Source organism: Cupriavidus basilensis (assembly GCF_000876015.1).
GTDB lineage: Bacteria > Pseudomonadota > Gammaproteobacteria > Burkholderiales > Burkholderiaceae > Cupriavidus > Cupriavidus basilensis_B.
Genome location: NZ_BBQM01000019.1, coordinates 153,159 through 175,875, shown reverse-complemented (window position 1 = coordinate 175,875; position 22,717 = coordinate 153,159). Strand labels below are relative to the sequence as shown.

At 69.0% G+C, this 22,717-nt stretch carries 21 protein-coding genes and 1 tRNA gene; 16 read left to right on the top strand and 6 right to left on the bottom strand.

The genetic code is table 11. The features are described from left to right. Positions 1–22: 22 nt before the first annotated feature. Positions 23–1,162 (bottom strand): acyl-CoA dehydrogenase family protein, encoded by a 1,140-nt coding sequence (locus KF708C_RS21100; protein WP_059413133.1) that lies wholly within the window; start codon positions 1,160–1,162, stop codon positions 23–25. Positions 1,163–1,323: 161 nt separating this feature from the next. On the opposite strand from KF708C_RS21100, the gene KF708C_RS21095 reads away from it, so the two are divergent. Then, positions 1,324–2,586 carry an MFS transporter gene (locus KF708C_RS21095; protein ID WP_059413132.1) on the top strand — a complete coding sequence of 421 codons (1,263 nt, stop codon included), beginning with the start codon at positions 1,324–1,326 and terminating at the stop codon, positions 2,584–2,586. 91 nt (positions 2,587–2,677) lie between these two features. Here KF708C_RS21095 and KF708C_RS21090 read toward each other — a convergent pair whose 3' ends face one another. Continuing rightward, positions 2,678–3,427, bottom strand: coding sequence for an IclR family transcriptional regulator (locus tag KF708C_RS21090; RefSeq protein ID WP_020202590.1), 750 nt, complete (start codon positions 3,425–3,427; stop codon positions 2,678–2,680). Between the two features lie 62 nt (positions 3,428–3,489). Next, positions 3,490–4,986, bottom strand: a complete 1,497-nt coding sequence (locus tag KF708C_RS21085) for a class I adenylate-forming enzyme family protein (protein WP_156173896.1) — start codon at positions 4,984–4,986, stop codon at positions 3,490–3,492. Positions 4,987–5,143: 157 nt separating this feature from the next. On the opposite strand from KF708C_RS21085, the gene KF708C_RS21080 reads away from it, so the two are divergent. Continuing rightward, positions 5,144–6,187: a cyclase family protein gene (locus KF708C_RS21080; RefSeq protein WP_020202592.1), complete on the top strand. Its 1,044-nt coding sequence runs from the start codon at positions 5,144–5,146 to the stop codon at positions 6,185–6,187. 61 nt (positions 6,188–6,248) lie between these two features. Further along, positions 6,249–7,235, top strand: a complete 987-nt coding sequence (locus KF708C_RS21075) for a Bug family tripartite tricarboxylate transporter substrate binding protein (protein ID WP_059413131.1) — start codon at positions 6,249–6,251, stop codon at positions 7,233–7,235. A gap of 64 nt (positions 7,236–7,299) precedes the next feature. Here the strand turns inward: KF708C_RS21075 and KF708C_RS21070 are convergent, their stop codons facing one another. Further along, positions 7,300–8,979 (bottom strand): electron transfer flavoprotein-ubiquinone oxidoreductase, encoded by a 1,680-nt coding sequence (locus KF708C_RS21070; protein WP_020202594.1) that lies wholly within the window; start codon positions 8,977–8,979, stop codon positions 7,300–7,302. A 391-nt stretch (positions 8,980–9,370) separates the two neighbouring features. On the opposite strand from KF708C_RS21070, the gene KF708C_RS21065 reads away from it, so the two are divergent. The 7 genes from KF708C_RS21065 (at position 9,371) to KF708C_RS21035 (ending at position 16,036) form a co-directional block, all read left to right on the top strand. Beyond that, the gene (locus tag KF708C_RS21065; protein ID WP_029043511.1) at positions 9,371–10,156 is read left to right on the top strand and encodes an SDR family oxidoreductase; all 786 of its coding nucleotides are present in this window, start codon (positions 9,371–9,373) and stop codon (positions 10,154–10,156) included. 302 nt (positions 10,157–10,458) lie between these two features. Beyond that, on the top strand, positions 10,459–11,082 hold the full coding sequence (locus tag KF708C_RS21060) for a TRAP transporter small permease (RefSeq protein ID WP_059413130.1): 624 nt from the start codon (positions 10,459–10,461) through the stop codon (positions 11,080–11,082). After that, entirely contained in the window at positions 11,079–12,383 is a 1,305-nt protein-coding gene (locus KF708C_RS21055) for a TRAP transporter large permease (RefSeq protein WP_020202597.1), read from the top strand. The genes KF708C_RS21060 and KF708C_RS21055 overlap by 4 nt, the downstream gene beginning before the upstream one ends. Positions 12,384–12,504: 121 nt before the next feature. Then, positions 12,505–13,533, top strand: a complete 1,029-nt coding sequence (locus tag KF708C_RS21050) for a DctP family TRAP transporter solute-binding subunit (RefSeq protein ID WP_029043513.1) — start codon at positions 12,505–12,507, stop codon at positions 13,531–13,533. A gap of 273 nt (positions 13,534–13,806) precedes the next feature. Beyond that, on the top strand, positions 13,807–14,505 hold the full coding sequence (locus KF708C_RS21045; protein ID WP_059413129.1) for a DUF2968 domain-containing protein: 699 nt from the start codon (positions 13,807–13,809) through the stop codon (positions 14,503–14,505). A 282-nt stretch (positions 14,506–14,787) separates the two neighbouring features. After that, positions 14,788–15,558, top strand: a complete 771-nt coding sequence (locus KF708C_RS21040; RefSeq protein WP_059413128.1) for a hypothetical protein — start codon at positions 14,788–14,790, stop codon at positions 15,556–15,558. A 79-nt stretch (positions 15,559–15,637) separates the two neighbouring features. Beyond that, positions 15,638–16,036: an acyl-CoA thioesterase gene (locus KF708C_RS21035; protein ID WP_059413127.1), complete on the top strand. Its 399-nt coding sequence runs from the start codon at positions 15,638–15,640 to the stop codon at positions 16,034–16,036. Positions 16,037–16,058: 22 nt separating this feature from the next. Here KF708C_RS21035 and KF708C_RS21030 read toward each other — a convergent pair whose 3' ends face one another. Further along, positions 16,059–16,604: a PAS and helix-turn-helix domain-containing protein gene (locus KF708C_RS21030; protein WP_020202601.1), complete on the bottom strand. Its 546-nt coding sequence runs from the start codon at positions 16,602–16,604 to the stop codon at positions 16,059–16,061. A 178-nt stretch (positions 16,605–16,782) separates the two neighbouring features. On the opposite strand from KF708C_RS21030, the gene KF708C_RS21025 reads away from it, so the two are divergent. Together KF708C_RS21025 and KF708C_RS21020 are read left to right on the top strand one after the other, a co-directional pair. Then, positions 16,783–17,496 carry a CoA transferase subunit A gene (locus KF708C_RS21025; RefSeq protein WP_020202602.1) on the top strand — a complete coding sequence of 238 codons (714 nt, stop codon included), beginning with the start codon at positions 16,783–16,785 and terminating at the stop codon, positions 17,494–17,496. 11 nt (positions 17,497–17,507) lie between these two features. Then, complete coding sequence (locus KF708C_RS21020) at positions 17,508–18,146, top strand: CoA transferase subunit B (RefSeq protein ID WP_059413126.1); 639 nt, start codon at positions 17,508–17,510, stop codon at positions 18,144–18,146. Positions 18,147–18,309: 163 nt separating this feature from the next. Here KF708C_RS21020 and KF708C_RS21015 read toward each other — a convergent pair whose 3' ends face one another. Then, entirely contained in the window at positions 18,310–18,777 is a 468-nt protein-coding gene (locus KF708C_RS21015) for a DUF411 domain-containing protein (protein WP_059413125.1), read from the bottom strand. A 250-nt stretch (positions 18,778–19,027) separates the two neighbouring features. On the opposite strand from KF708C_RS21015, the gene KF708C_RS21010 reads away from it, so the two are divergent. The 4 genes from KF708C_RS21010 (at position 19,028) to KF708C_RS20995 (ending at position 22,670) form a co-directional block, all read left to right on the top strand. Beyond that, positions 19,028–19,912, top strand: a complete 885-nt coding sequence (locus KF708C_RS21010) for an alpha/beta fold hydrolase (RefSeq protein ID WP_059413124.1) — start codon at positions 19,028–19,030, stop codon at positions 19,910–19,912. 62 nt (positions 19,913–19,974) lie between these two features. Further along, positions 19,975–20,337, top strand: coding sequence for a RidA family protein (locus tag KF708C_RS21005; RefSeq protein ID WP_020202607.1), 363 nt, complete (start codon positions 19,975–19,977; stop codon positions 20,335–20,337). Between the two features lie 15 nt (positions 20,338–20,352). Beyond that, entirely contained in the window at positions 20,353–22,572 is a 2,220-nt protein-coding gene (locus tag KF708C_RS21000; protein ID WP_059413123.1) for a RelA/SpoT family protein, read from the top strand. Positions 22,573–22,593: 21 nt separating this feature from the next. Further along, positions 22,594–22,670, top strand: a tRNA-Val gene (locus KF708C_RS20995). Positions 22,671–22,717: the final 47 nt, after the last annotated feature.

Below are 22,717 nucleotides of genomic sequence, written 5' to 3'. Positions count from 1 at the left end.
CGCATGCGCGCGCCGTCCCGCGTCAGTATTCCATCAGGGCCTTGCCGATCGTGTTGCGCAGGATCTCCGACGCGCCACCGGCGATCTCGTACGCCTTGGCGTCGCGCAGGTAGCGGCCGTAGGGCGAGTTTTCCATCACGCCGTAGGCGCCGCAGATCTGGATCGCGGTGCCGGCCACCTCGGTGGCCAGCGCGGCGGCCATCAGCTTGGCCTCGCTCGACAGGCGCGGCACGTCCGCGCCGGTGTCGAGCGCCTGCGCGGCGCGGTAGGTCAGCAGCCGCGCCGCGTCGATGCGGGTGAGCATGTCGGCGAAATACCACTGGATGCCCTGCTTGTCGAACACGGTGCTGTCGAACACCTTGCGCTGGCGCGCGTGCGCGAGCGATTTGTCGAACGCGGCGCGGGCGATGCCGAGGCTGATGCCGGCGGCCATCGTGCGCGAATAGTTGAGCGTGGTCACGGCCGCGCGCACGCCCTTGCCTTCGGTGCCGATGAGATGGTCGAGCGGCAGGCGGCAGCCGTCGAGCACGAGGTTCACGTGCGGGCCGTTGCGCAGGCCGAAGGTGGCCGAATTCGCGCCGACGTAGGTGGACAGCCCGCGGGTGTCGCCCGGCAGCGCGAACGCCGACACGCCGGTCTCGGTCTGCGCCAGGATGATGAAGAACTCGGCGGCGGACCCCGAGGTGATGAACGATTTCTCGCCGGTGAGCAGCCATTCGTCGCCGACGCGGCGCGCCTTGGTGTCGAGCGAGCGGATGTCGCTGCCGTGGTTGGCCTCCGTCAGCGCGTAGGCCGAGATCAGCCCCTCGGCGAAGCGCGGCAGGTAGCGCCGGCGGAGCGCTTCGTTGCCGAACAGGTGCAGGATGGTCTGCGCCTGCAGGATCGTGATCAGACTGATGCCGACCGCCGCGCTGGCGTAGGACACCTCCTCGAACACCGCCAGCGCGTGCCGGTAGCTGCCGCGCCCGCCGAACTCGGCCGGCAGGCAGATGCTGTTGTAGCCCGCGCGCGCCAGCGCGCGGATCTCCGCCACGGGGTAGACGTCCTGCGCGTCGATGGCGGCGGCGTTCGGTTCGACATGCGCCGCGACCAGCGCGCGCAGCGCGTCGACGAAGGCCGGCTCGACCATGTCCTGCCACAGCTTGTTGCGGTTTTCCTGCATCGTTGCCTCCTGTACTTGTTCTCTGTGTATTCAGTATGTTGAAACTATATTCGTCTGGTTGACATTATACAGGCCGGTCGTAGAATTGGCGCAAGCGCCCGGCGTGGCACCGCGCGCAATCCAGAAGACAGAAGAATTCACAAGAAAGACCGGAGACAACGATGAAGTGGTACCGAGAACTCGGCAAGGACGAACGGCGCACCTTTGTGGCGGCGTTCGGCGGATGGGCGCTGGACGGCGTGGATTTCATGATGTTTACGTTCGTGCTCGGCACGTTCATGTCGCTCTGGCACATCGACCGCACCCAGGCCGGCATGCTGGGCACCGTCACGCTGCTGGTGTCGGCGCTGGGCGGCTGGGTCGCCGGCATCCTGGCGGACCGCTACGGCCGCGTGCGCGTGATGCAGTGGACGATCCTGTGGTTCTCCGTGTGCACCTTGCTGCTCGGCTTCGCGCAGAACTTCGAGCAGGCGTTCGTGCTGCGCGCGCTGCAGGGCCTGGGCTTCGGCGGCGAGTGGGCGGTGGGCTCGGTGCTGATGGGCGAGATCGTGCGCGGCGAGCACCGCGGCAAGGCGGTGGGCACGGTGCAGAGCGCGTGGGCGGTGGGCTGGGGCATCTCGGCCATCGCCTATACGGTGGTCTACTCGCTGGTGCCGGAGGCGCTGGCGTGGCGCATCCTGTTCTGGATCGGCATCCTGCCGGCGCTGCTGGTGTTCTACATCCGCAAGCACGTGCCGGAGCCGCGCGTGTCGGCCAACGCGCGCGCGCTGGCCGCGGCGCGCGGGGAGTCGGTGCCGTTCCACCGCATCTTCTCGCCGGCGCTGCTGCGCACCACGCTGCTGACCTCGCTGCTGTGCACCGGCGTGCAGGGCGGCTACTACGCGATCACGATCTGGCTGCCGACGTTCCTGCGGACCAAGTACCACCTGTCCGTGCTCGACACGGGCGGCTACCTGATGGTGGTGATCGTGGGCTCGTTCGCCGGCTACATCGTCGGCGCCTACCTGACCGACTGGTGGGGCCGGCGCGCCAACCTCTACGTGTTCACGGTGCTGTCCGGGCTGTCGATCTGGTTCTACAGCCAGTACGACATCACCAACGGCCAGATGCTGGTGCTGGGCTTTCCGCTGGGGTTTGCCGCGTCGGGCATCTACAGTGGGCTCGGCTCGTTCCTGACCGAGCTGTTCCCGGCCTCGGTGCGGGCCAGCGGGCAGGGCTTCGCCTACAGCTTCGGCCGTGCCGTGGGCGCGCTGTTCCCGACGCTGGTGGGGCATCTGAGCGAGCGCATCGGCCTGGCGGCGGCGATCGGCGCGTTCGCGGGCGGCGCCTACGTGCTGGTGCTGATCGCGGCGACGCTGCTGCCCGAGACGCGGGGGACGGATCTGGGCGGCAGCCGCGAGGTGGCGCCGGCGTCCGCCGAGTGATGATCAAGTAAGGTCCGGGCAATGGGTCCGAAGCAATGGCGGCGCGATGCCGCCAGCCTGCTTCTCCCTCGGAGGCAGGCGCGGGGGCGCCTCAGCCGCCCCGGGTATCGAACGACGCGCGCCAGTTCCGGGTGAATGCCGTGATCAGCTTGACGTGCTTGTCCAGCGCCGCCTCGATGCGCGCCGACGGGCCGGCGATGGCCACCGCGTAGTATTCCTTGCCGATGCGCATGGCGTCGGCGACGGCGCTCACGTCGTCGAAGTATTCGCCGGCGGTCATGTACCAGCCGCGCGCGCGGCTGGTTTCGAGATCCTTGAGCAGCGCCGCGCGCGAGGTGATCGATTTCTTGCCGCGCCGGGTGAAGGCGATGCCGTCGATCATCGCGTCGCGCTCGTCGTCGGGCATGGCGCCGAGCAGCGCCTTGCCGACCGCGCTGGCATAGAGCGGGCGCGTGTCGCCCACGCGCACGATGAAGCGGATGCTCTGCTCGCTCTCCAGCACTTCGACGTAGGAGGCGTTGTCGCCGGTCAGCTTGGCCAGCACCACCGTCTCCAGGCACTGGTCGCGCATCTCCGCCAGGCCCGGCACGATCCAGCCCGGCAGCGGGTCGAATTCCTCGATCGCGCGCACCAGGTGGCCGAGCAGGCGGGTCATGTAGTACCCGCCCTGGGTCTTGCTCTCCATCAGGTAGCCGCGGGACTCGAGCGTCTTGACCAGGCCGTGGCAGCTCGAAAGCGGCATGTCGGTAGCCTTGGCGATCGTCGACACCGACATCGGGCGGCGCTCGCGCGCGAAGATTTCGATGATGTCGAGGGTGCGGCCGGCTGCGGGTACGGTCATGGGCGTATATGGCGGAAATGGGATGGCGGAATGATAGCGCTTGTTAGCCCGCTGCCTTGACCTCAACCCGCGGCCTTGAGGTCGATGGTCGCCGCGGAGTTCTTCGGCAGGCGGAAGCGCTGCACCTTCTGCGTCGGCGTCTTGGGGATCTCGGCGACGAAGTCGAGATAGCGCGGCACCATGTGGCGCGGCAGCGCGCCGCGCAGGTGCGACAGCAGCTCGGCGGCATCGAAGCCGTCGCGGCGCACCACCACGAGCTTGACCTCTTCCTCGAGGATCTCGTCGGCCACGCCCACCGCCGCGCAGTCGGCGACGTGGGCGAACCTGAGCGCGGCGAGCTCGATCTCCACCGGCGAGATCATCTCGCCGCCGCGGCGGATCAGTTCCTTCTTGCGGCCTTCGAAATAGAGGAAGCCGTCGTCGTCGAAGCGGCCGAGGTCGCCTGTGTGGAACCACAGGTTGCCGAGCGCGGCGAGCGTTTCCTCGGGTTTGCGGAAATAGCCGGTGGTCATCACGAACGGCTCGCGCGGGCGCACCGCGATCTCGCCGGTGCGCCCCGGCGGCAGCACGCGGTCGTCGTCGCCGAGCACCGCCACGTCGAAGTCGTCGCGGGCGGCGCCCACGGAGCCGAAGCGATAGCGCCCGCCCGCGTTGATGGTGACGAGCCCGCCGGTCTCGGTCATGCCGTACAGCTCGTGCACCGTCACCGGCAGCAGGCCGTCGAGGCGTTCCCACACCGCGCGCGGCGCGCCGCCGCCCACGCACCAGCGCAGGCTGCTGCGCACCGGCTCGCTCCATTCCTTGGCCAGGATGCTGAGCACGGTGCCGACGTAGGTGAAGCCGGTGGCCTGGTACCGCGCGGCCTGCTGCAGGAACCGCGATGCCGAGAATTTCGCCACGATGGCGATGCTGCAGCCCACCGTCAGCGCGGACATGACCGAGTACATCTGCGGGTTGGCGTGGTGCAGCGGCAGGAAGGTGAGGATGCGGTCGTCCTGCGTGATGCCGATCGCCTGCGTGACCTTTTCGCCGGCGGCGAGGTACGAGCGGTTCGGGATCACCACGCCCTTGGGCTGGCCGGTGGTGCCGGAGGTATAGAGGATGGCGGCGGGCGCGGCGGCCGCCATGCCGGCGACGGGCGCCGGCGCGCAGGCATCGGTGGCGGCGAGGAACGCGGCCTCGTCGGCGAAGGCGAGCACGCCGACGGCGCAGTCGCGGGTGTCTTCCTCGAAGCGCGCGCGCTCGCCGGCCTCGCACAGCAGGAAGCGGGATTCGCTCTGCCGCACCACGTAGCGCAGCGGCTCGCCGAACATGTCGTGGCTGACCGGCACCGCCACGGCGCCGCGCGCGAGCAGCGCGAACCACGCGAACAGGAACAGCGGCCGGTTGCCGATCGCCAGCACCACGCGGTCGCCCGGCTGCACGCCGAGCTGGTCGAGCCAGGTGGCGCCGCGCCGCGCGACGCCGGCCACGGCGCCAAAGCTCCACTGCTGGTCTTCGAACAGCAGGAACGGGGTGTCGGGCCGCTCGTCGGCGAGGCGCATCAGGCGTGAAATCACATTCGTCTCCAGGTCTCTATAAATTCAACAGGTTGAATAATTAATCAGCAGGTTGACATTGTAAGGTGTGGGATTAGAATTCGGAAGCGGTTTTGGCACGGGCGGCATGTCGCCGCCCGCACGCCGGCCACACGAAAACGACATAGGGGACAGTGGAATGGCAACGCGATGGAAACGTCGGCCCGAGGGCTCGACATGGGGGGATTTCGGCGAGGACGACCAACTGGGGCGGCTGAACCTGCTGACGCCGGCAAAGCTCAAGGCCGGCATCGGCGAGGTCACGGAGGGGCTGTCGTTCTGCCTGAGCCTGCCGCTCGATTTTCCCGGCGGCGCGGTGCTGAACCCGCGCCGCCATCCGCCGCGGCTGTCGCCGACGCTGCAGGACGGCTGCCCGTGCCTGAACTTTCCGCTGGCGCGCCTCGACGGGCGCAACACCGACGTGCTCAGCGACGACCAGGTCACGCTCGCGCTGCAGTACTCCACGCAGTGGGACTCGTTCGCCCACGTCGGCGCGTTCTTCGACGCGATGGGCAACGGCGTGAAGGAGAAGGTCTACTACAACGGCTATCGCGCCAACGAGCACGTGGTGGGCCCGCGTGACTACCGTCCCGACGGCGACGTGGACGTCGACGGCCCGTACGGCGCGCACGCGCTCGGCGTGGCCAACATGGCGCGCAAGGCGATCCAGGGCAGGGCGGTGCTGGTCGATCTCAAGAAGCACTTCGGCCTGGAGCGCCGCTACGTGGGCTACCAGGACCTGATGCGCGTGCTGGACGCCGACCGCATCACGGTCACGCCCGGCGACATGCTGGTGCTGCGCACCGGCTTCACCGAGGTGCTGGTCGGCATGAACCGCGAGCCGGACATCGAGGTGCTCGACCGCACCGCGAGCGTGCTCGACGGGCGCGACGACGCGCTGCTGCAATGGATCACGGACAGCGGCGTGGCCGCGATCTGCGCGGACAACTACGCGGTGGAGGGACTGCCCGCGCAGGAGAGCACGCTCGGGCAGCGGCCCGCGCTGCCGCTGCACCAGCATTGCCTGTTCAAGCTGGGCGTGCCGCTGGCCGAGCTGTGGTGGCTGGCCGATCTGGCGGACTGGCTGCAGGCGCGCGGGCGCTCGGCGTTCCTGCTGACCGCGCCGCCGCTGTACCTGCCGGGCGCGGTGGGCTCGCCGGTGACGCCGGTGGCGACCGTGTAGCGCGGCGCGCATCCCGCGCATCCCGCAGACACGCATTCCCATAACAACGACGGAGACAACAATGAACCAGCAAGCCTTGCGCGCGGGGCTGGCGGCGCTCGCCTGCGCGGCGGCGGCGCTATGGCCCGGCCTCGCGGGCGCCCAGCCGGGCGACTATCCCAACAAGCCGATCCGCATGATCGTGGGCTTCGCGCCCGGCGGCCCGACCGACATCGTCGCGCGCGTCATCGGGCAGGCGCTCGGCGACAAGCTCGGCCAGGCGATCGTGGTGGAGAACCGGCCCGGCGCCGGCGCCAACATCGCCGCCGAAACGGTCGCCAAGGCCGTGCCGGACGGCTACACGGTGCTCTACAACACCTCGTCGATCACCATCGCGCCGTGGGTCTACGCGCGCGTGGGGTACGACCCGGTGCGCGACCTCGCGCCGGTGGCGCTGACCGCCGAGATGCCGCTGGTGCTGATGGTGAATCCCAAGGTGCGGGTGAATTCGCTCAAGGAGCTGATGCAGCTGATCAAGAGCCAGCCGGACCATTTCAACTACGGCTCGTCGGGCACGGGCGCCATCGAGCATCTGTCGTCGGCGCAGCTCACGTCGATGTGGCAGCTGAAGGCCATCCACGTGCCCTACAAGGGCACGGCGCCGGCGCTGGTCGACCTGCTTGCGGGGCAGACGCAGTTCATGACGACCACGCTGAACACCGCCTTGCCCTACATCCGCGACGGCCGGCTCAAGGCGCTGGCGGTGACTTCGCGCGCCCGCGCGGCCACGCTGCCGGACGTGCCCACGGTGGCCGAGGCGCTGTCCACCGATTTTTCCTCGACCGCGTGGCAGGGCATCGTCGCCCCGGCCGGGACGCCCGCGCCGGTGATCGCCAGGCTCAACCAGGCGATCAACGCGGTGCTGGCCAGCGCGCCGGTGCGCAAGGTGCTGGCGGAGCAGGGCGTCGACGTGCTCGGCGGCACGGCGCAAGCCTATGGCGCGTTCATCCGCTCCGAGTACGCGCGCTGGCAGGGCGTGGTGAAGGCGTCGGGCGCGAAGATCGAGTAGCGCAAAAACAAAGCGGGCATCCGGGAGCGACCCGGATGCCCGCTGCGCGCATCGCGCCGGACGCTTACATGCCCACGTAGTTGGGGCCGCCGCCGCCTTCCGGCGTCACCCACACGATGTTCTGCGTGGGGTCCTTGATGTCGCAGGTCTTGCAGTGCACGCAGTTCTGCGCGTTGATCTGCAGGCGTTCCTTGCCGTCGTCGTTCTTGACGAACTCGTACACGCCGGCCGGGCAGTAGCGGCTTTCGGGGCCGGCGTACTTGTCCCAGTTGACGCTGACCGGCACGCTGGCGTCCTTGAGCGTCAGGTGGGCCGGCTGGTTTTCCTCGTGGTTGGTGTTGCTGATGAACACCGAGGACAGGCGGTCGAAGGTCAGCTTGCCGTCCGGCTTGGGATAGGCGATCTGCTGGCACTCGGCGGCCGGCTTGAGGTAGACGTGGTCCGGCTTGGTGCGGTGGATGGTCCACGGCGGGTTGCGGATGCCGAGCTTGGGCAGCAGCCATTGCTCGATGCCGGTCATCAGCGTGGCAACGGTACGGCCTTTCTTGAACCACTGCTTGAAGTTCTTCGATTGCAGCAGTTCCTTGTGCAGCCAGCTGTTTTCGAATGCGACCGGATAAGCGGTCAGTTCATCGCCTTGGCGTCCCGCTTGCAGCGCGTCGTAGGCCGCTTCGGCGGCCAGCATGCCGGTCTTGATGGCGGCGTGGCTGCCCTTGATGCGCGAGCAATTCAGATAGCCGGCGTCGCAGCCGACCAGCGCGCCGCCCGGGAACACGGTCTTGGGCAGCGACAGCAGGCCGCCGGCGGTGATCGCGCGCGCGCCGTAGCCGATGCGCTTGCCGCCTTCGAAATACTTGCGGATCTCCGGATGCGTCTTGAAACGCTGGAACTCCTCGAACGGCGACAGCCAAGGGTTGGCGTAATCCAGGCCCACTACGTAGCCGATGGCTACTTTGTTGTCTTCCATGTGGTAAAGGAAGGCGCCACCGTAGGTATCGGGGTCCAGCGGCCAGCCGGCCGCATGGACGACCAGGCCGGGCTGATGCTTGGCCGGGTCGATTTCCCACAGTTCCTTGAGGCCGATACCGTAGCTTTGCGGATCCTTGCCGTCGTCGAGCTTGTACCTGGCGATCAACTGCTTGCCCAGGTGCCCGCGCGATCCCTCTGCGAAGATGGTGTACTTGGCGTGCAGCTCCATGCCGAGCTGGAAGTTGTCGGTGGGCTCGCCTTCCTTGTCGATGCCCATGTTGCCGGTGGCCACGCCCTTGACCGAGCCGTCCTCGTTGTAGAGCACCTCGGCGGCCGGGAAGCCGGGGAAGATCTCGACGCCGAGCGCCTCGGCCTGCTGGCCGAGCCAGCGCACGAAGTTCGACAGGCTGAGAATGTAGCAGCCGTGGTTGAGGAAGCATTCCGGCAGCAGCGGGGCGCCCTTGGCGCCGGTTTCGTCGAGGAACAGGAACTTGTCCTCGGTCACGGGCTGGTTCAGCGGCGCGCCCAGCGCTTTCCAGTCGGGGAACAGTTCGTCGAGCGCGCGCGGGTCCATGATGGCGCCGGACAGGATGTGCGCGCCGGGCTCGGAGCCCTTTTCCAGCACGCAGACGTTGACGTCGTTGCCTTTCTCCTGGGCGAGCTGCTTCAGGCGGATGGCGGTTGCCAGGCCGGCGGGGCCGCCGCCGACGATGACAACGTCGTATTCCATGGCCTCGCGGGGACCGAACTGCTCCAGGAGCTGCTGCTGATTCATTGTCTCTAACCCTCTATTCTTGGCAACTTGCGCGCAATTGTGGGAAATGCGTGGTTCTGTGATTCGGGGAATGCCTCGGGCCGGGCCGGGCAAGCCGTGCACGAAGCGGCGGCAAAGCGGCAGGAAGGCGACAGGGAAAGCGGACGGACGCGGCGGCGCGCGCACGAGATGGCGGCGGCCTGCGTGTTTTTCCTCTTTCCCTTTGTGGCCCGAGTTCTTAGAATCTTCGGCATTGTCCGGGACTCGCCATGGTCAGGCAAGACATTTTTTGGAACGACCGTTCTTTTTTTGATATGCTGCCTTCCGTTTTGGCCGGGCAGTTTTCGCTAGGAGCGCCCGCCGGCGCGGACCATGGCAGACGGCGGACGGGGCTCCGAATACAGAGGGCATTATGGGTTTGTCGATCAATCTGGAAGGCAAGGTCGCGCTGGTGACGGGCGCGTCGAGCGGCCTGGGCACGCGCTTTGCCCACGTCCTGGCGGCCGCTGGCGCCAAGGTGATACTGGCGTCGCGGCGCACCGAGCGGCTCAAGGAGCTGCGCGCCGCGATCGAGGCCGACGGCGGCAGCGCCCACGTGGTGCGGCTCGACGTGACCGATCCCGCCAGCATCCGCGCCGCGGTGGCGCATGCCGAGACCGAGGCCGGCGCGATCGATATCCTGGTCAACAACTCGGGCGTGTCCACCACGCAGAAGCTGACCGAGGTGGCGCCCGAGGATTTCGATTTCGTCTTCGACACCAACACGCGCGGCGCGTTTTTCGTGGCGCAGGAAGTGGCCAAGCGCATGATCGCGCGCGCCAAGGGCTCGGAGAAGAACGGCAATCCGCTGCCGCAGTCGCGCATCGTCAACATCGCCTCGGTGGCGGGGCTCAAGGTGCTGTCGCAGATCGGCGTGTACTGCATGAGCAAGGCCGCGGTGGTGCACATGACCAAGGCGATGGCGCTCGAATGGGCGCGCCACGGCATCAACGTCAACGCGATCTGCCCGGGCTACATCGACACCGACATCAACCACCATCACTGGGATACCGATGCCGGCCAGAAGCTGATCCAGATGCTGCCGCGCAAGCGCGTGGGCAAGCCCGAGGATCTCGACGGCCTGCTGCTGCTGCTGGCGTCCGACCAGTCGCAGTTCATCAACGGCGCGGTGATCACCGCCGACGACGGCATGGTGTGAGCGGGCACGGGCGGCATCGGTCCGCCCGCAACCGGCGATGCCGGCCCCGCGCCGCGCCACAAGCGCGGGCGGGGCGCGCGTTTCCCCCGGCCCAGGGCTGATCCGGTCCCCTTGGGCGTGAAGCGCGCGGGGTCTGGCTGCCCGCCCGGCACCGCAGGCAGGCGTAGGGCAGGCGTAAAAATTCCCCCGCCGTGCGCAGACTTGGCATAATCCGCCATGTCTTGAGATTAAGTCTTTACATAATTCAAAGAAAATCCGCGAGCGGCCGGCGTGCCGGGCGGACCGGACCGGAGGCCGGGGAGATGCAAGCAGACCAGGAGGGGCGGCGCGATGCCGGCCCGCAACACGCCGCGGCCGTGCCCGGCGAGGCTGGCGCCAGCCAGCTTGTGGAGAACGTGGACAGCGCGGACGGCGGTTTCAGGGTGTCGCCGCGCATCGAGGACTGGATTGGCGTGATCGTGATGGTGCTGCTGGTGTGCATCACCTTCGCCAACGTCGTGGTCCGCTATTTCACCGACGAATCGTTCGCCTGGACCGAGGAATTCTCGGTCTTCCTGATGATCGTGCTGGCGCTGGTGGCCGGCAGCGCGGCGGTGGCGCGCGACCGCAACATCCGCATCGAGTTCTTCTTCGAGCGCGGCAGCGAGGCCCGGCAGCGGCGCCTGGCGGTGTTCTCGGCGCTGATGGTGGCGGCGATGTTCATCGCGCTGGCGGTGCTGGGCGCGCGCGTGGCATGGGACGAATACACGTTCGGCGAGACCTCGCCCGGCATCGGCATCCCGAGCTGGTGGTATTCGGTGTGGCTGCCGGTGCTGTCGGCGGGCATCGCGCTGCGCGCCTTCGGGCTGGTGGCGCGCAACCTGCGCGCGCTCAAGGCGCTGCATGCCGGGCGCACGGGCGCGGCGAAGACGGAGGCCGCGCCATGACGCTGGTCGCCATTACCCTGTTCGTGGTGTTCCTCGGGCTGATGATGCTCGGCGTGCCGATCGGCGTGTCGCTGGGCCTGGGCGGCCTGGTGGCGATCGGCCTGTCCAACCTCGACACGCAGATGTTCGGCCTGCTGGCCGTGCCGCAGAACTTCTACGCCGGCCTGGCCAAGTATCCGCTGCTGGCGATCCCGATGTTCGTGCTGGTCGGCTCGATCTTCGACCGCTCCGGCGTGGCGCAGCGGCTGGTCACGTTCGCCATCGCCATCGTCGGGCGCGGGCCCGGCATGCTGCCGCTGGTGGCCATCCTGGTGGCGATGTTCCTGGGCGGCATCTCCGGCTCCGGCCCGGCCAACGCGGCCGCGGTGGGCGGCGTGATGATCGCGGCGATGTCGCGCGCGGGCTATCCGGGCGCGTACAGCGCCGCGGTCGTCGGCGCGGCGGCGGCCACGGACATTCTGATCCCGCCTTCGGTGGCGTTCATCATCTACAGCGTGCTGGTGCCCGGCGCGTCGGTGCCGGCGCTGTTCGCCGCCGGCATGATTCCCGGCATCCTGGCCGGCGTGGCGCTGATCGTGCCGGCGGTGTGGCTGGCGCGCAAGCACAACATGGGCGCCATCGAGGCCGCGCTGCCGCGCCCGCCGTTCTGGAAGAGCCTGCGCGAGGCGGCCTGGGGGCTGGTGGCGCCGTTCCTGATCCTGGGCGGCATGCGCGCGGGCTGGTTCACGCCGACCGAGGCCGCCGTGGTGGCGGTGGTGTACGGCCTGTTCGTCGGCATGGTGATCTACCGCAGCATCGGCATGCGCGACCTGTTCGTGATCTTCCAGGAAGCGGCGGAGACTTCCGCGGTGATCCTGCTGGTGGTGGCGCTGGCCGGCATCTTCGCCTACGCGCTGTCCACGCTCGGCGTAATCGACCCGCTGGCCAACGCGATCGCGCATTCGGGCCTGGGCGAGTACGGCGTGCTGGCGCTGATCGTGGCGCTGCTGATGACGGTGGGCATGTTCCTCGACGGCATCTCGATCTTCCTGATCTTCGTGCCGCTGCTGCTGCCGATCGCCAACGCGTTCCACTGGAACCCGGTGTGGTTCGGCGTGGTGCTCACGCTCAAGGTGGCGCTGGGGCAGTTCACGCCGCCGCTGGCGGTGAACCTGATGGTGTCGTGCCGGATCGCGCGCGTGCGCATGGAAGAGACCGTGCCGTGGGTGGTCTGGATGCTGCTGGCGATGTTCGTCGCCATGCTGATGGTGCTGGCCTACCCGCCGCTGGCGACGTGGCTGCCGGACCGGCTCGGCTACTGATCCGAACCAGGCTGAACCGGGCTGAACCGGCCCGGGCCGCAAGCCGGCGGAAGAGGGCGATGCTGTCCCTGTGCCGCCGGCAACAGAACAACACACAACACATCCCGAGAGGAGAGAACCGATGAAACGTCGTGCCCTGATGCTGTCGCTGGCTGCCACCATCGCCGCCGCCGCCCTCGCGCCGGCCGGCGCCCAGGCGCAGAGCTACAAGTCCGAATACAAGATGTCGCTGGTGCTCGGCCCCGCGTTCCCGTGGGGCAAGGGCGGCGAGATCTGGGCCGATCTGGTGAAGCAGCGCACCAGTGGCCGCATCAACATCAAGCTGTATCCGGGCACCTCGCTGGTGGCCGGCGACCAGACCCGCGAGTTCTCGGCGATCCGCCAGGGCGTGATCGACATGGCGGTGGGCTCGACCATCAACTGGTCGCCGCAGGTCAAGGAGCTGAATCTGTTCTCGCTGCCGTTCCTGATGCCCGACTACAAGGCGCTGGACGCGCTCACCCAGGGCGAGGTCGGCAAGTCGATCTTCGCCACGCTGGACAAGTCCGGCGTGGTGCCGCTGGCGTGGGGCGAGAACGGTTTCCGCGAGGTCTCCAATTCCAAGCACGAGATCCGCAAGCCGGAAGACCTCAAGGGCCTGAAGTTGCGCGTGGTGGGCTCGCCGCTGTACATCGAGACCTTCAACGCGCTGGGCGCCAACCCCACGCAGATGAGCTGGGCCGACGCGCAGCCGGCGATGGCCTCGGGCGCGGTGGACGGCCAGGAGAACCCGCAGTCGGTGTTCGCCGCCGCCAAGCTGTACACCGTGGGCCAGAAGTTCGTCACCGCCTGGGGCTACGTCGCCGATCCGCTGATCTTCGTGGTCAACAAGCAGATCTGGGAAAGCTGGACCCCGGCCGACCGCGAGATCGTGCGCCAGGCCGCCATCGACGCCGGCAAGCAGGAAACCGCGCTGGCCCGCAAGGGGCTGGTCGAGGCCGGCGCGCCGGCCTGGAAGGAGATGGAGGCCCACGGCGTGAAGGTGACGCAACTGACGCCGGCCGAGCACGACGCCTTCCGCAAGGCCACCGCCAAGGTCTACGACAAGTGGAAGAAGCAGATCGGCGCCGATCTCGTGACCAAGGCCGAGGCGTCGATCGCCAAGCGCTGAATCGACGGGCGCCGGAGGGGGACGCGCCGCCGCGGCGGCGCGGTTTACTCTCCTTTTGTTGCATGATTGATACCGCAACTGCTATCAAGGGTGACAAAACGCGACCGTTAATAGGCATGCCAGGGCATGCTTGTTACAATCCGCCGTTGGCCGTGTGCGCGTGGCGCATCATTGCGGCCGCGGCGGCGCCCCGCAGACTTGAGACGCCGCCGTGGCCATGCCGCCGTGGCTTGCCGATAACCCGAATCCTCGCTCTGTCCCTGCCGGAACGCTATGCTGAACAATTCCCGCCGCGCCCCTTTGCTTGCCTGCCTGATCGGCCTGACGTCGTCGCTGTGCGCCGCTGGCGCGCTGGCTGCCGCCGATCCGGTGCCGGTGGCGGCAGCGCCGGCGCCGCTGAGCGCGGCCCCGGCCGGCAGCCCGCAGGCGTCGCCCGCCTCGCTGGGGCTGGTGGCCGAACTGCAGCAGCGCCTGCGCGACCGGACCGTGCGCGAGCTGCGCACGAGCTACAACGGCGACTACGGCACCACGCTGATGCTGGCCGACGACCAGGTGGTCTGCTACGTGGCGCTGTTCTACCAGAAGAACCTGTGGCGCGTGTTCCGCTTCGAGTCGATCGTCCCGGCCGAGCAGGCCTACCGCCAGGTCACGCGGCAGAGCGCCGTTTGGGCCGGCGACGACATCCGGCGCCAGGTGCTGGCGTCGCAGAAACGCGCGTATGACAAGGCGCTGCAGGACACCGAGGCGCGCGCCAACGCGCTCAACGAAGACCTGCGCGTGATGCAGGCCCAGCGCCAGCGCATCGCCGAGGAACAGCAGTCCGCGCATGCCGAGGTGCAGAGCGCCGAGGTCGAAAGCCGCGCCTCGCGCATCCGCCTGGACCAGCTGCAGCAGCAGATCCGCCGCATGGAGTCCTCGCTGGCCGATTCCGGCCTCGCCACGCCCGCGCAGGGCAGCCGTCCGCGCCGCTGAGCGGCTGGCCATCGGCGGCTCCGGCATGATCCGGGCCGTCCCCGCATGCACCGGCGCCGCTGGCGCCGCGAGTGCCGCGAGTGCCTTTCCCGCCCGATCCTGCCCGGCACCGCGTTGCGCTTGCCCCGGCCGCGCGTGCCGGCGGCATTTGCCGATTTTTCCCACGCCAGAATCCGTTCCGTCCGAGTCGCAGGCCGCCGCCGCGCGCCTATGATCCTGCGCTGACCGATGGCGCCCGGACGGGCCGGCGCCGCCGCGTCCATTGCGCCTCGGGGGTGAGCCGTGTCCAGATCCGTTTCCAGTCTCAATTCCAATTCCGGTTCCCGCCGCCGTGCCGGCGGCGGTGCCGGTCCGGTCGATGTCGCCACCGGCCTGCCGCCGCTGCCGGCCGACGCGGCCGTGCCGCCGCCGTGGGGCACGAGCTTCGACGTGCGCGAATCGCTCGACGCGATGCGCGCCGCCGCGGTCAAGCGCCATCTCGCCACCATCGGCCCCGGCCAGGCGCGCTCGCTGCGCCGGGCGCGGCAGCGCAGCCTCGTGACCGGGCTGCTGGGCGGCGGTGTGGCGATGCTGGCGCTCTGGCTCGCCAGCATCGCCCTGCGCGGCAACGGGCCGCCGGCGGCCACCGTGGCGCACGCGCCGGCCGTGACGGCGACGGCCGTGGTGGAGCAAGCCGCGCCGCCGGCCGCCCCGGCGGTCCATCTTGCCGAGGCGACCCGGAGCGAGCCGGTCGCGGTGCCGCAGAGCATGCCCGCCGCGGTCGCGGCGGCGTCTCCGGCGGTTCCCGCGTTTGCCGACGCCTCGCCGCGGCCCGCGGCGGCTGGCGTCGAAAAACCTGCCGTGGCCGCTGCCCGCCCGGCGCGGCCGGCGCCGCCGCGGCTGATCGCCAGCCGCGGCGACTTCCGGCCGGCCGGGGATGTGGCCGAGGACACCGGCGACGAAGCGCCCGGGGACGGCGCCTTCGACGGCTGGCCGCGTCCCAGCGCGGCGGCCTACCTGCCGCCCGACACGCCGTTCGAACTGCCCACGCATACGCGCCTGAGCGACGGCTGAGGCCGGAGAGCGGCGGGGGGCGGGAAGGCGGAGGGCGGGTGGATGGAACGAGCGCGCGGCGAATGATAGGCTAGCGCCCATGAAACCCGTATTCACGCTGCGCATGCCCATCCGGTGGGGCGACATGGACGCGATGGGCCATGTCAACAACACGGTCTATTTCCGCTACCTGGAGCAGGCGCGCATCGCCTGGTTCGAGTCGCTCGGGCACGGCGGCAAGGACGCCGCCGGCCACGGCCCGGTCATCATCAACGCGCACATGACCTTCATCCGGCAGTTGCGCTATCCCGGCGACATCGAATGCCGCATGTCCGCCGGCGGGCTGGGCCGCACCAGCTTCGAGACCCGCCTGGAGATCCGCCGCGCCGACCAGCCCGAGGTGGTCTACGCCGAGGGCGGCGCCAAGGTGGTGTGGTGCGACTACGAGGCGGAGAAATCGGTGCCGGTGCCGGACGCGATCCGCGCGCTGATCGGGTAGACGCCGGCGGCGGCCGCGCCGCTCAGTGATTGACCAGGCGCTGCACCAGGTCCACCGCGGTGTGGGCGCCGTATTTCTTCATCAGCCGCGCGCGGTAGATGTCCACCGTGCGCGGGCTGATCGACAGCAGCTTGCCGATCTGCTTGCTGGTCCTGCCTTCCACCAGCTGCGCGGCGATGTCGCGCTCGCGCGCGGTCAGCTCGGCCGTGACCGGGCGCTTCTGCGACAAATCCTCGAAGGTCCAGATGCCCGCGCCGAGCGGCTGCGAGCGGTCCAGCGAGCGTCCCGTGACATGGCACCAGAACAGTTCGCCGCCGGCGCGCTTCATGATGCGCTCGTCCGAATAGGTCCCCCTGGCATTCATGATCGGCACGATGCGCGCGCCGGTGCGCTCGAACTCGTCGGCGGTGGGGTAGAGTACCTGGAACGATTCGCCGAGCAGCGCCTGCCGCGTGGTGCCGAAGATGCGGCACACCTCGTCGTTGCAGTCCTCGATCATGCGCTCGCGCGACAGCACGAGGCCGACCGGAGCAAGCTGGAAGGCGGTCTGGTAGTCGATGGCGGGCATTGGCTTATGTAGTTTTACGTATTGGCGCGGCATACCGCACATGCGTATGCTGTCGGACGTTCGGCAGCGGGGCGATGTCCGCCCGATTGTACCGTTACAATTTCACTGCGTGGCTCGCCGGCGGCACACCGCACGGCGCGTACAGCGACAGGAAAATCACCGAGGCAAGGAGATAAAGATGAACAAGGTCTACGCCAGCGCCGCGGAGGCGCTCGCGGGCGTCGTCCGCGACGGCCAGACGATCGCGGTCGGCGGATTCGGTCTGTGCGGCATTCCCGAGGCACTGATCGCGGCGCTGCGCGACAGCGGCGCCAAGCAGCTTACCTGCATCTCCAACAATGCCGGCGTCGACGGCTTCGGCCTCGGCCTGCTGCTGGCCACGCGCCAGATCAGCAAGATGATCTCGTCCTACGTGGGCGAGAACAAGGAGTTCGAGCGCCAGTACCTGGCCGGCGAGCTGGAGCTGGAATTCACGCCGCAGGGCACGCTGGCCGAGAAGCTGCGCGCCGGCGGCTCGGGCATCCCGGCTTTCTTCACCAAGACCGGCGTGGGCACCATCGTCGCCGAGGGCAAGGAAATCCGCGAGTTCGACGGCCACCAGTACGTGATGGAACGCGCGCTGACCGCCGACGTGGCGCTGGTCAAGGCCTACAAGGCCGACCGCGCGGGCAACCTGGTGTTCCGCCGCACCGCGCGCAACTTCAACCCGGTGTGCGCGATGGCGGGCAAGATCACGGTGGTGGAGGTCGAGCACCTGGTCGATACCGGCACGCTGGACCCGGACGAGATCCATACGCCGGGCATCTTCGTGCAGCGCATCGTGGTGAACGCCACCCCCGAGAAACGCATCGAGCAGCGCACCGTGCGGGTTTCAGAAAATCAGGCCAGCTAAGGAGCGACATCATGGCATGGACACGTGAGGAAATGGCGGCGCGCGCCGCGACCGAGCTGCAGGACGGCTTCTACGTCAACCTGGGCATCGGCCTGCCGACCCTGGTGGCCAACCACGTCCCGGCGGGCATGGAAGTGTGGCTGCAATCCGAGAACGGCCTGCTCGGCATCGGCCCGTTCCCGACCGAGGACGAAATCGACCCCGACATGATCAACGCCGGCAAGCAGACCGTGACCACGCTGCCGGGCTCGTCGATCTTCTCGTCGGCGGACTCGTTCGCGATGATCCGCGGCGGCCACATCAACCTGGCCATCCTGGGCGCGATGCAGGTCAGCGAGCGCGGCGACCTGGCCAACTGGATGATCCCGGGCAAGATGGTCAAGGGCATGGGCGGCGCGATGGACCTCGTCGCCGGCGTCGGCCGCGTGGTGGTGCTGATGGAACACACCGCCAAGAAGAAGGACGGCAGCGAGGACATCAAGATCCTCAAGGCCTGCAACCTGCCGCTGACCGGCGTGGGCGTGGTCAACCGCATCATCACCGACCTCGGCGTGCTCGACGTGACCGAGCCCGGCCTCAAGCTGGTCGAGACCGCGCCCGGCGTGAGCCGCGAAGAGGTCCAGAGCAAGACCGGCGCGCCGCTGCTGTGACCGCCTGACCGCCTGACCGCCTGAACGCCCGGACTGCGGGCGGCGGCAATGCCGCCGGTCGCCTTTCCTCTTCCACGCGGGAGAGGGCCGGGGGAGATCGGCAGCCGTCGCCGTTCCAGGATCGCCCGCTACCCCAAATGGCCGCATCGCGGCCATTTCCGCTTCATGCGCCGCGCTTGTTGTAGCTGGCGAAGACCGAGGCCGCGCCGTCCCGGCGGATCAGGAAGACGTCGAACGGGTCCTTGCGCGAACCCTGCTCCATGCCCGGCGAGCCGACCGTCATGCCCGGCACCGCCAGCCCCGCGGCGGCGGGCCTGGCGGCCAGCAGCCGCCTGATGTCGGCGGCCGGCACGTGTCCCTCGATGCCGTAGCCCGCGATCATGCCGGTGTGGCAGGAGCCGAAGCGCTCCGGAATGCCGGCGCGCGCCCGGTACGGCCCCGTATCGTCCACATTGCGCACCGTCACGGCGAAGCCGTTGGCGCGCAGGTGCTCGACCCAGCCTTCGCAGCAGCCGCAGGTCAGCGTCTTGAAGACTTCGATGGCCGCCGCCGGCGCGGCCTGGGCGCGCCCGAGCGCGAGCGCGGCGGCGGCGCCGGCCGCCAGGGTCTGGATGAAGATGCGTCTTTGCATGACCGGTTCCTTGCGTTCGGGTCTTCGTGGCGCGGCCGCCTGTGCCCGCGCGGGCTTGTGCGATTGCGCGCCTGGCGGCGCGTGCGTGGCGGGTGCGCGGCGCGCATATGGCGCGCATATGGCGCGCGTGTGGCGGTGGCAGCCGGATGCTGTGGCATTGTAACTGCTGCGGCGTACAATCCAGCTTTGCCCAGCCGCGTGCCGCCCAGCCGGCGGCGCCGCTTCGATAACGCTTTGCCAGGGAGTTCAGATGTCAGTCAGTCCGCGCCTCGGCTTCGTCCAGTGCATCAGCCCGGCGGGGCTCCACCGCATGGCGTATCACGAGTGGGGCGACCCCGCCAATCCCCGTGTCCTGATGTGCGTGCATGGCCTGACGCGCACCGGCCGCGATTTCGATACCGTGGCGGCCGCGCTGTGCGGCGAGTACCGCGTGGTCTGCCCCGACGTGGTCGGGCGCGGCCGCTCGGACTGGCTGGCCGACCCGCGCCGCTACGTCGTGCCGCAGTACGTGTCCGACATGGTCACGCTGATCGCGCGGCTCAACGTCGAGCAGGTCGACTGGTTCGGCACCTCGATGGGCGGCCTGATCGGCATGGGCCTGGCCGGCCTGCCCAAGGCGCCGGTGCGCAAGCTGCTGCTCAACGACGTGGGCCCGCGCCTGGCCGCCTCGGCGGTGGAGCGCATCGGCGCCTACCTCGGCCTGCCGGTGCGCTTCAAGACCTTCGAGGAAGGCCTGGCCTACCTGCAGACCATCAGCGCCTCGTTCGGCCGCCACACGCCCGAGCAGTGGCGCGAGCTCAACGGCGCCATCCTCAAGCCGATGCAGGGCGCCGAGGGCCTGGAATGGGGCTTGCATTACGATCCGGCGATGGCGCTGCCGTTCCGCGAGACCACGCCCGAGCAGATAAGCGCCGGCGAGGCCGCGCTGTGGCACATGTTCGAAGCCATCCAGGCGCCCACGCTGGTGGTGCGCGGCGCCCAGTCCGACCTGCTCACGCGCGAGACCGTGGCCGAGATGGTGTCGCGCGGGCGCAATGTCAGCGCGGTGGAAGTGCAGGACGTGGGGCATGCGCCGACCTTCATCGACCCGGCGCAGATCGCCATCGCCCGCCAGTTTTTCCTGGGCGCGGCCTGACGCGCGGCGGCAGTTTTTCCAACAGACCAACCGGGCGAACCGGAGCAACAGAGTTTTTTGCCATGAGCACCAGTGAACTGAAGCGCGCCCACGTGGGCAAGCGCCTGTCCGAATACGCGATCTACAACGGCGTGGTCTACCTCGCCGGCCAGGTGGCGGAAACCGATCCCGCCGCCGACCTGCGCGGCCAGACCGGCGAGGTGCTGGGCCACGTCGAGCGCCTGCTGGCGGAAGCCGGCAGCGACAAGAGCCGCATCCTGTCGTGCCAGATCTTCCTCACCAACGTGGACGAGATCGGCATCATGAACGAGGTGTGGGACGCCTGGGTGGTGCCCGGCGCCACGCCGCCGCGCGCCACCGTGGAGGCGCGCCTGGCCAATCCCGGGTACCGCATCGAAGTGGTGGTGACCGCCGCGCTCAAGTGAGGCGGGTGCAGCGAGATGGTGACGTCGACTGACCTGGCCGGGCAGGTTGCCGGCACGCCCGACGCCGGGCTGGTGGAGCGCGCGCTGGCCTACGTGCGCGAGCGCGGCGGCGCCGCGCAGCTGCCTACCGGCGAGCCGGTGCTCACGCATGCCGAGGGCATGCTGCGCATTCTCGACGGCCTGCGCGTCGACGATGCCGCGCGCGCGGCGGCCTGCCTGTTCGCGGTGGCGGCGTTCGTGCCGGGCTGCGAGGAAGATATCGAGCCGCGTTTCGGCGAGGAGGTCGCCCGGCTGGTCAGGGGCGTGCGGCAGCTGCTGCGCATCGGCGCGATCGCGGTCGGCCACAGCGGCGCGCCGGAAACCACCAAGGACGAGATCGCCGCGCGCCAGGAGCAGGTGGAGGCGCTGCGCAAGATGCTGCTGGCGTTCGCGCAGGACATCCGCGTGGTGCTGGTGCGGCTGGCCTCGCGCCTGCAGACGCTGCGCTGGCTGGCGCAGGTCAAGGCGCAGCCGCTGCCCGGCGTGGCGCGCGAGACGCTGGACATCTACGCGCCGCTGGCCAACCGGCTCGGCATCTGGCAGATGAAGTGGGAGCTGGAGGACCTGGCGTTCCGCTTCGAGCAGCCCGATACCTACAAGCGCATCGCCAGGCTGCTCGACGAGAAGCGCATCGAGCGCGAAGGCTACATCGCCAGCGCCATCGCGCGGCTGCAGTCCGAGCTCGAGACCGCCGGCATCCGCGCCGAGGTGACGGGCCGGCCCAAGCATATCTACAGCATCTGGAAGAAGATGCGCGGCAAGGAGCTGGACTTTGCCGACCTCTACGACGTGCGCGCGTTCCGCGTGATCGTGGACGACATCAAGGACTGCTACACGGTGCTGGGCATCGTGCACCATATCTGGCAGCCGATCCCGCGCGAGTTCGACGACTACATCTCGCGGCCCAAGGCCAACGGCTACAAGTCGCTGCACACGGTGGTGATCGGCGACGACGGGCGTGCCTTCGAGGTGCAGATCCGCACCCAGGAAATGCATCACTTCGCCGAGTACGGCGTGGCCGCGCACTGGCGCTACAAGGAAGCCGGCAGCAAGGGCTACAGCGGCCAGTTCTCGGCCAGCGAGCGCTACGACGAGAAGATCGCGTGGCTGCGCCAGCTGCTGGCGTGGAAGGACGACGCCGACCATTCGGTGGCGCACGACGAGTCGTGGGAGCAGCTCAAGCACGCCGCCATCGACGACCACATCTACGTGCTCACGCCGCAGGCGCGCGTGGTGGCGCTGCCGCAGGGCGCCACGCCGGTCGACTTCGCCTACTACCTGCACACCGACCTGGGCCACCGCTGCCGCGGCGCGCGCGTGGACGGCACGATGGTGCCGCTGAACACGCCGCTCAAGAACGGGCAGACGGTGGAGATCATCGCCGTCAAGCAGGGCGGCCCGTCGCGCGACTGGCTCAACACCGAGCTGGGCTACCTCGCCGCGCCGCGCGCGCGCGCCAAGGTGCGGGCCTGGTTCAACGCGCTCGACTCGCAGGAAACCATCGCGCAGGGCCGCGCGCTGATCGACAAGACGCTGCAGCGCGAGGGCAAGACCGCGGTCAGCCTGGATGACCTCGCCGCGCGGCTCGGCTTCAAGACGCCGGACGAGCTGTTCTCGGCGGTGGGCAAGGAAGAGTTCAGCCTGCGCCACGTGGAGCAGGCGCTGCGCCACCCGGAGGGCGAGGCCGCCGCGCCGGTCAGCGAGGAAGAGGCCGTCACCAAGAAGAGCCGCGCCACCAGCGTGGCGCGCGGCGCCAAGAGCGGCGTGCTGGTGGTGGGCGTGGACTCGCTGATGACGCAGATGTCCCGGTGCTGCAAGCCGGCGCCGCCGGACGACATCGTCGGCTTCGTCACGCGCGGGCGCGGCGTGTCGATCCACCGGCGCAACTGCCCGACCTTCGGCCAGTTGTCGGCGCGCGCGCCGGAGCGCGTGATCCAGACCGAGTGGGGCAAGAAGAGCGACGCGGTCTACCCGGTGGACATCCACGTCGAGGCGGTCGACCGGCAGGGCCTGCTGCGCGACATCTCCGAAGTGCTGTCGCGCGAGAAGATCAACGTCACCGGCGTGAAGACGCTGTCGAGCAAGGGCGTGGCGCGCATGCAGTTCACCGCCGAGGTGTCCGAGGCGACGCAATTGCAGCGCGCGCTCGGGCTGATCGAGGACGTGGCAGGGGTCTTGCAGGCGAAACGAAAGTGATGCTATACTCGCGCTTTCGCTAGGCTCGTAGCTCAGCTGGTTAGAGCACCACCTTGACATGGTGGGGGTCGTTGGTTCGAGTCCAATCGAGCCTACCAACGAATTCGCAGTGGTAAGCAATTCTGGTAGTGCGCTGGCGTGAAGC

Coding starts and splice junctions, on each gene's coding strand:
- KF708C_RS21100 (WP_059413133.1), bottom strand. CDS start 1,162: ATGCAGGAAAACCGCAACAAGCTGTGGCAGGACATGGTCGAGCCGGCC.
- KF708C_RS21095 (WP_059413132.1), top strand. CDS start 1,324: ATGAAGTGGTACCGAGAACTCGGCAAGGACGAACGGCGCACCTTTGTG.
- KF708C_RS21090 (WP_020202590.1), bottom strand. CDS start 3,427: ATGACCGTACCCGCAGCCGGCCGCACCCTCGACATCATCGAAATCTTC.
- KF708C_RS21080 (WP_020202592.1), top strand. CDS start 5,144: ATGGCAACGCGATGGAAACGTCGGCCCGAGGGCTCGACATGGGGGGAT.
- KF708C_RS21075 (WP_059413131.1), top strand. CDS start 6,249: ATGAACCAGCAAGCCTTGCGCGCGGGGCTGGCGGCGCTCGCCTGCGCG.
- KF708C_RS21070 (WP_020202594.1), bottom strand. CDS start 8,979: ATGAATCAGCAGCAGCTCCTGGAGCAGTTCGGTCCCCGCGAGGCCATG.
- KF708C_RS21065 (WP_029043511.1), top strand. CDS start 9,371: ATGGGTTTGTCGATCAATCTGGAAGGCAAGGTCGCGCTGGTGACGGGC.
- KF708C_RS21060 (WP_059413130.1), top strand. CDS start 10,459: ATGCAAGCAGACCAGGAGGGGCGGCGCGATGCCGGCCCGCAACACGCC.
- KF708C_RS21055 (WP_020202597.1), top strand. CDS start 11,079: ATGACGCTGGTCGCCATTACCCTGTTCGTGGTGTTCCTCGGGCTGATG.
- KF708C_RS21050 (WP_029043513.1), top strand. CDS start 12,505: ATGAAACGTCGTGCCCTGATGCTGTCGCTGGCTGCCACCATCGCCGCC.
- KF708C_RS21045 (WP_059413129.1), top strand. CDS start 13,807: ATGCTGAACAATTCCCGCCGCGCCCCTTTGCTTGCCTGCCTGATCGGC.
- KF708C_RS21035 (WP_059413127.1), top strand. CDS start 15,638: ATGAAACCCGTATTCACGCTGCGCATGCCCATCCGGTGGGGCGACATG.
- KF708C_RS21030 (WP_020202601.1), bottom strand. CDS start 16,604: ATGCCCGCCATCGACTACCAGACCGCCTTCCAGCTTGCTCCGGTCGGC.
- KF708C_RS21025 (WP_020202602.1), top strand. CDS start 16,783: ATGAACAAGGTCTACGCCAGCGCCGCGGAGGCGCTCGCGGGCGTCGTC.
- KF708C_RS21020 (WP_059413126.1), top strand. CDS start 17,508: ATGGCATGGACACGTGAGGAAATGGCGGCGCGCGCCGCGACCGAGCTG.
- KF708C_RS21015 (WP_059413125.1), bottom strand. CDS start 18,777: ATGCAAAGACGCATCTTCATCCAGACCCTGGCGGCCGGCGCCGCCGCC.
- KF708C_RS21010 (WP_059413124.1), top strand. CDS start 19,028: ATGTCAGTCAGTCCGCGCCTCGGCTTCGTCCAGTGCATCAGCCCGGCG.
- KF708C_RS21005 (WP_020202607.1), top strand. CDS start 19,975: ATGAGCACCAGTGAACTGAAGCGCGCCCACGTGGGCAAGCGCCTGTCC.
- KF708C_RS21000 (WP_059413123.1), top strand. CDS start 20,353: ATGGTGACGTCGACTGACCTGGCCGGGCAGGTTGCCGGCACGCCCGAC.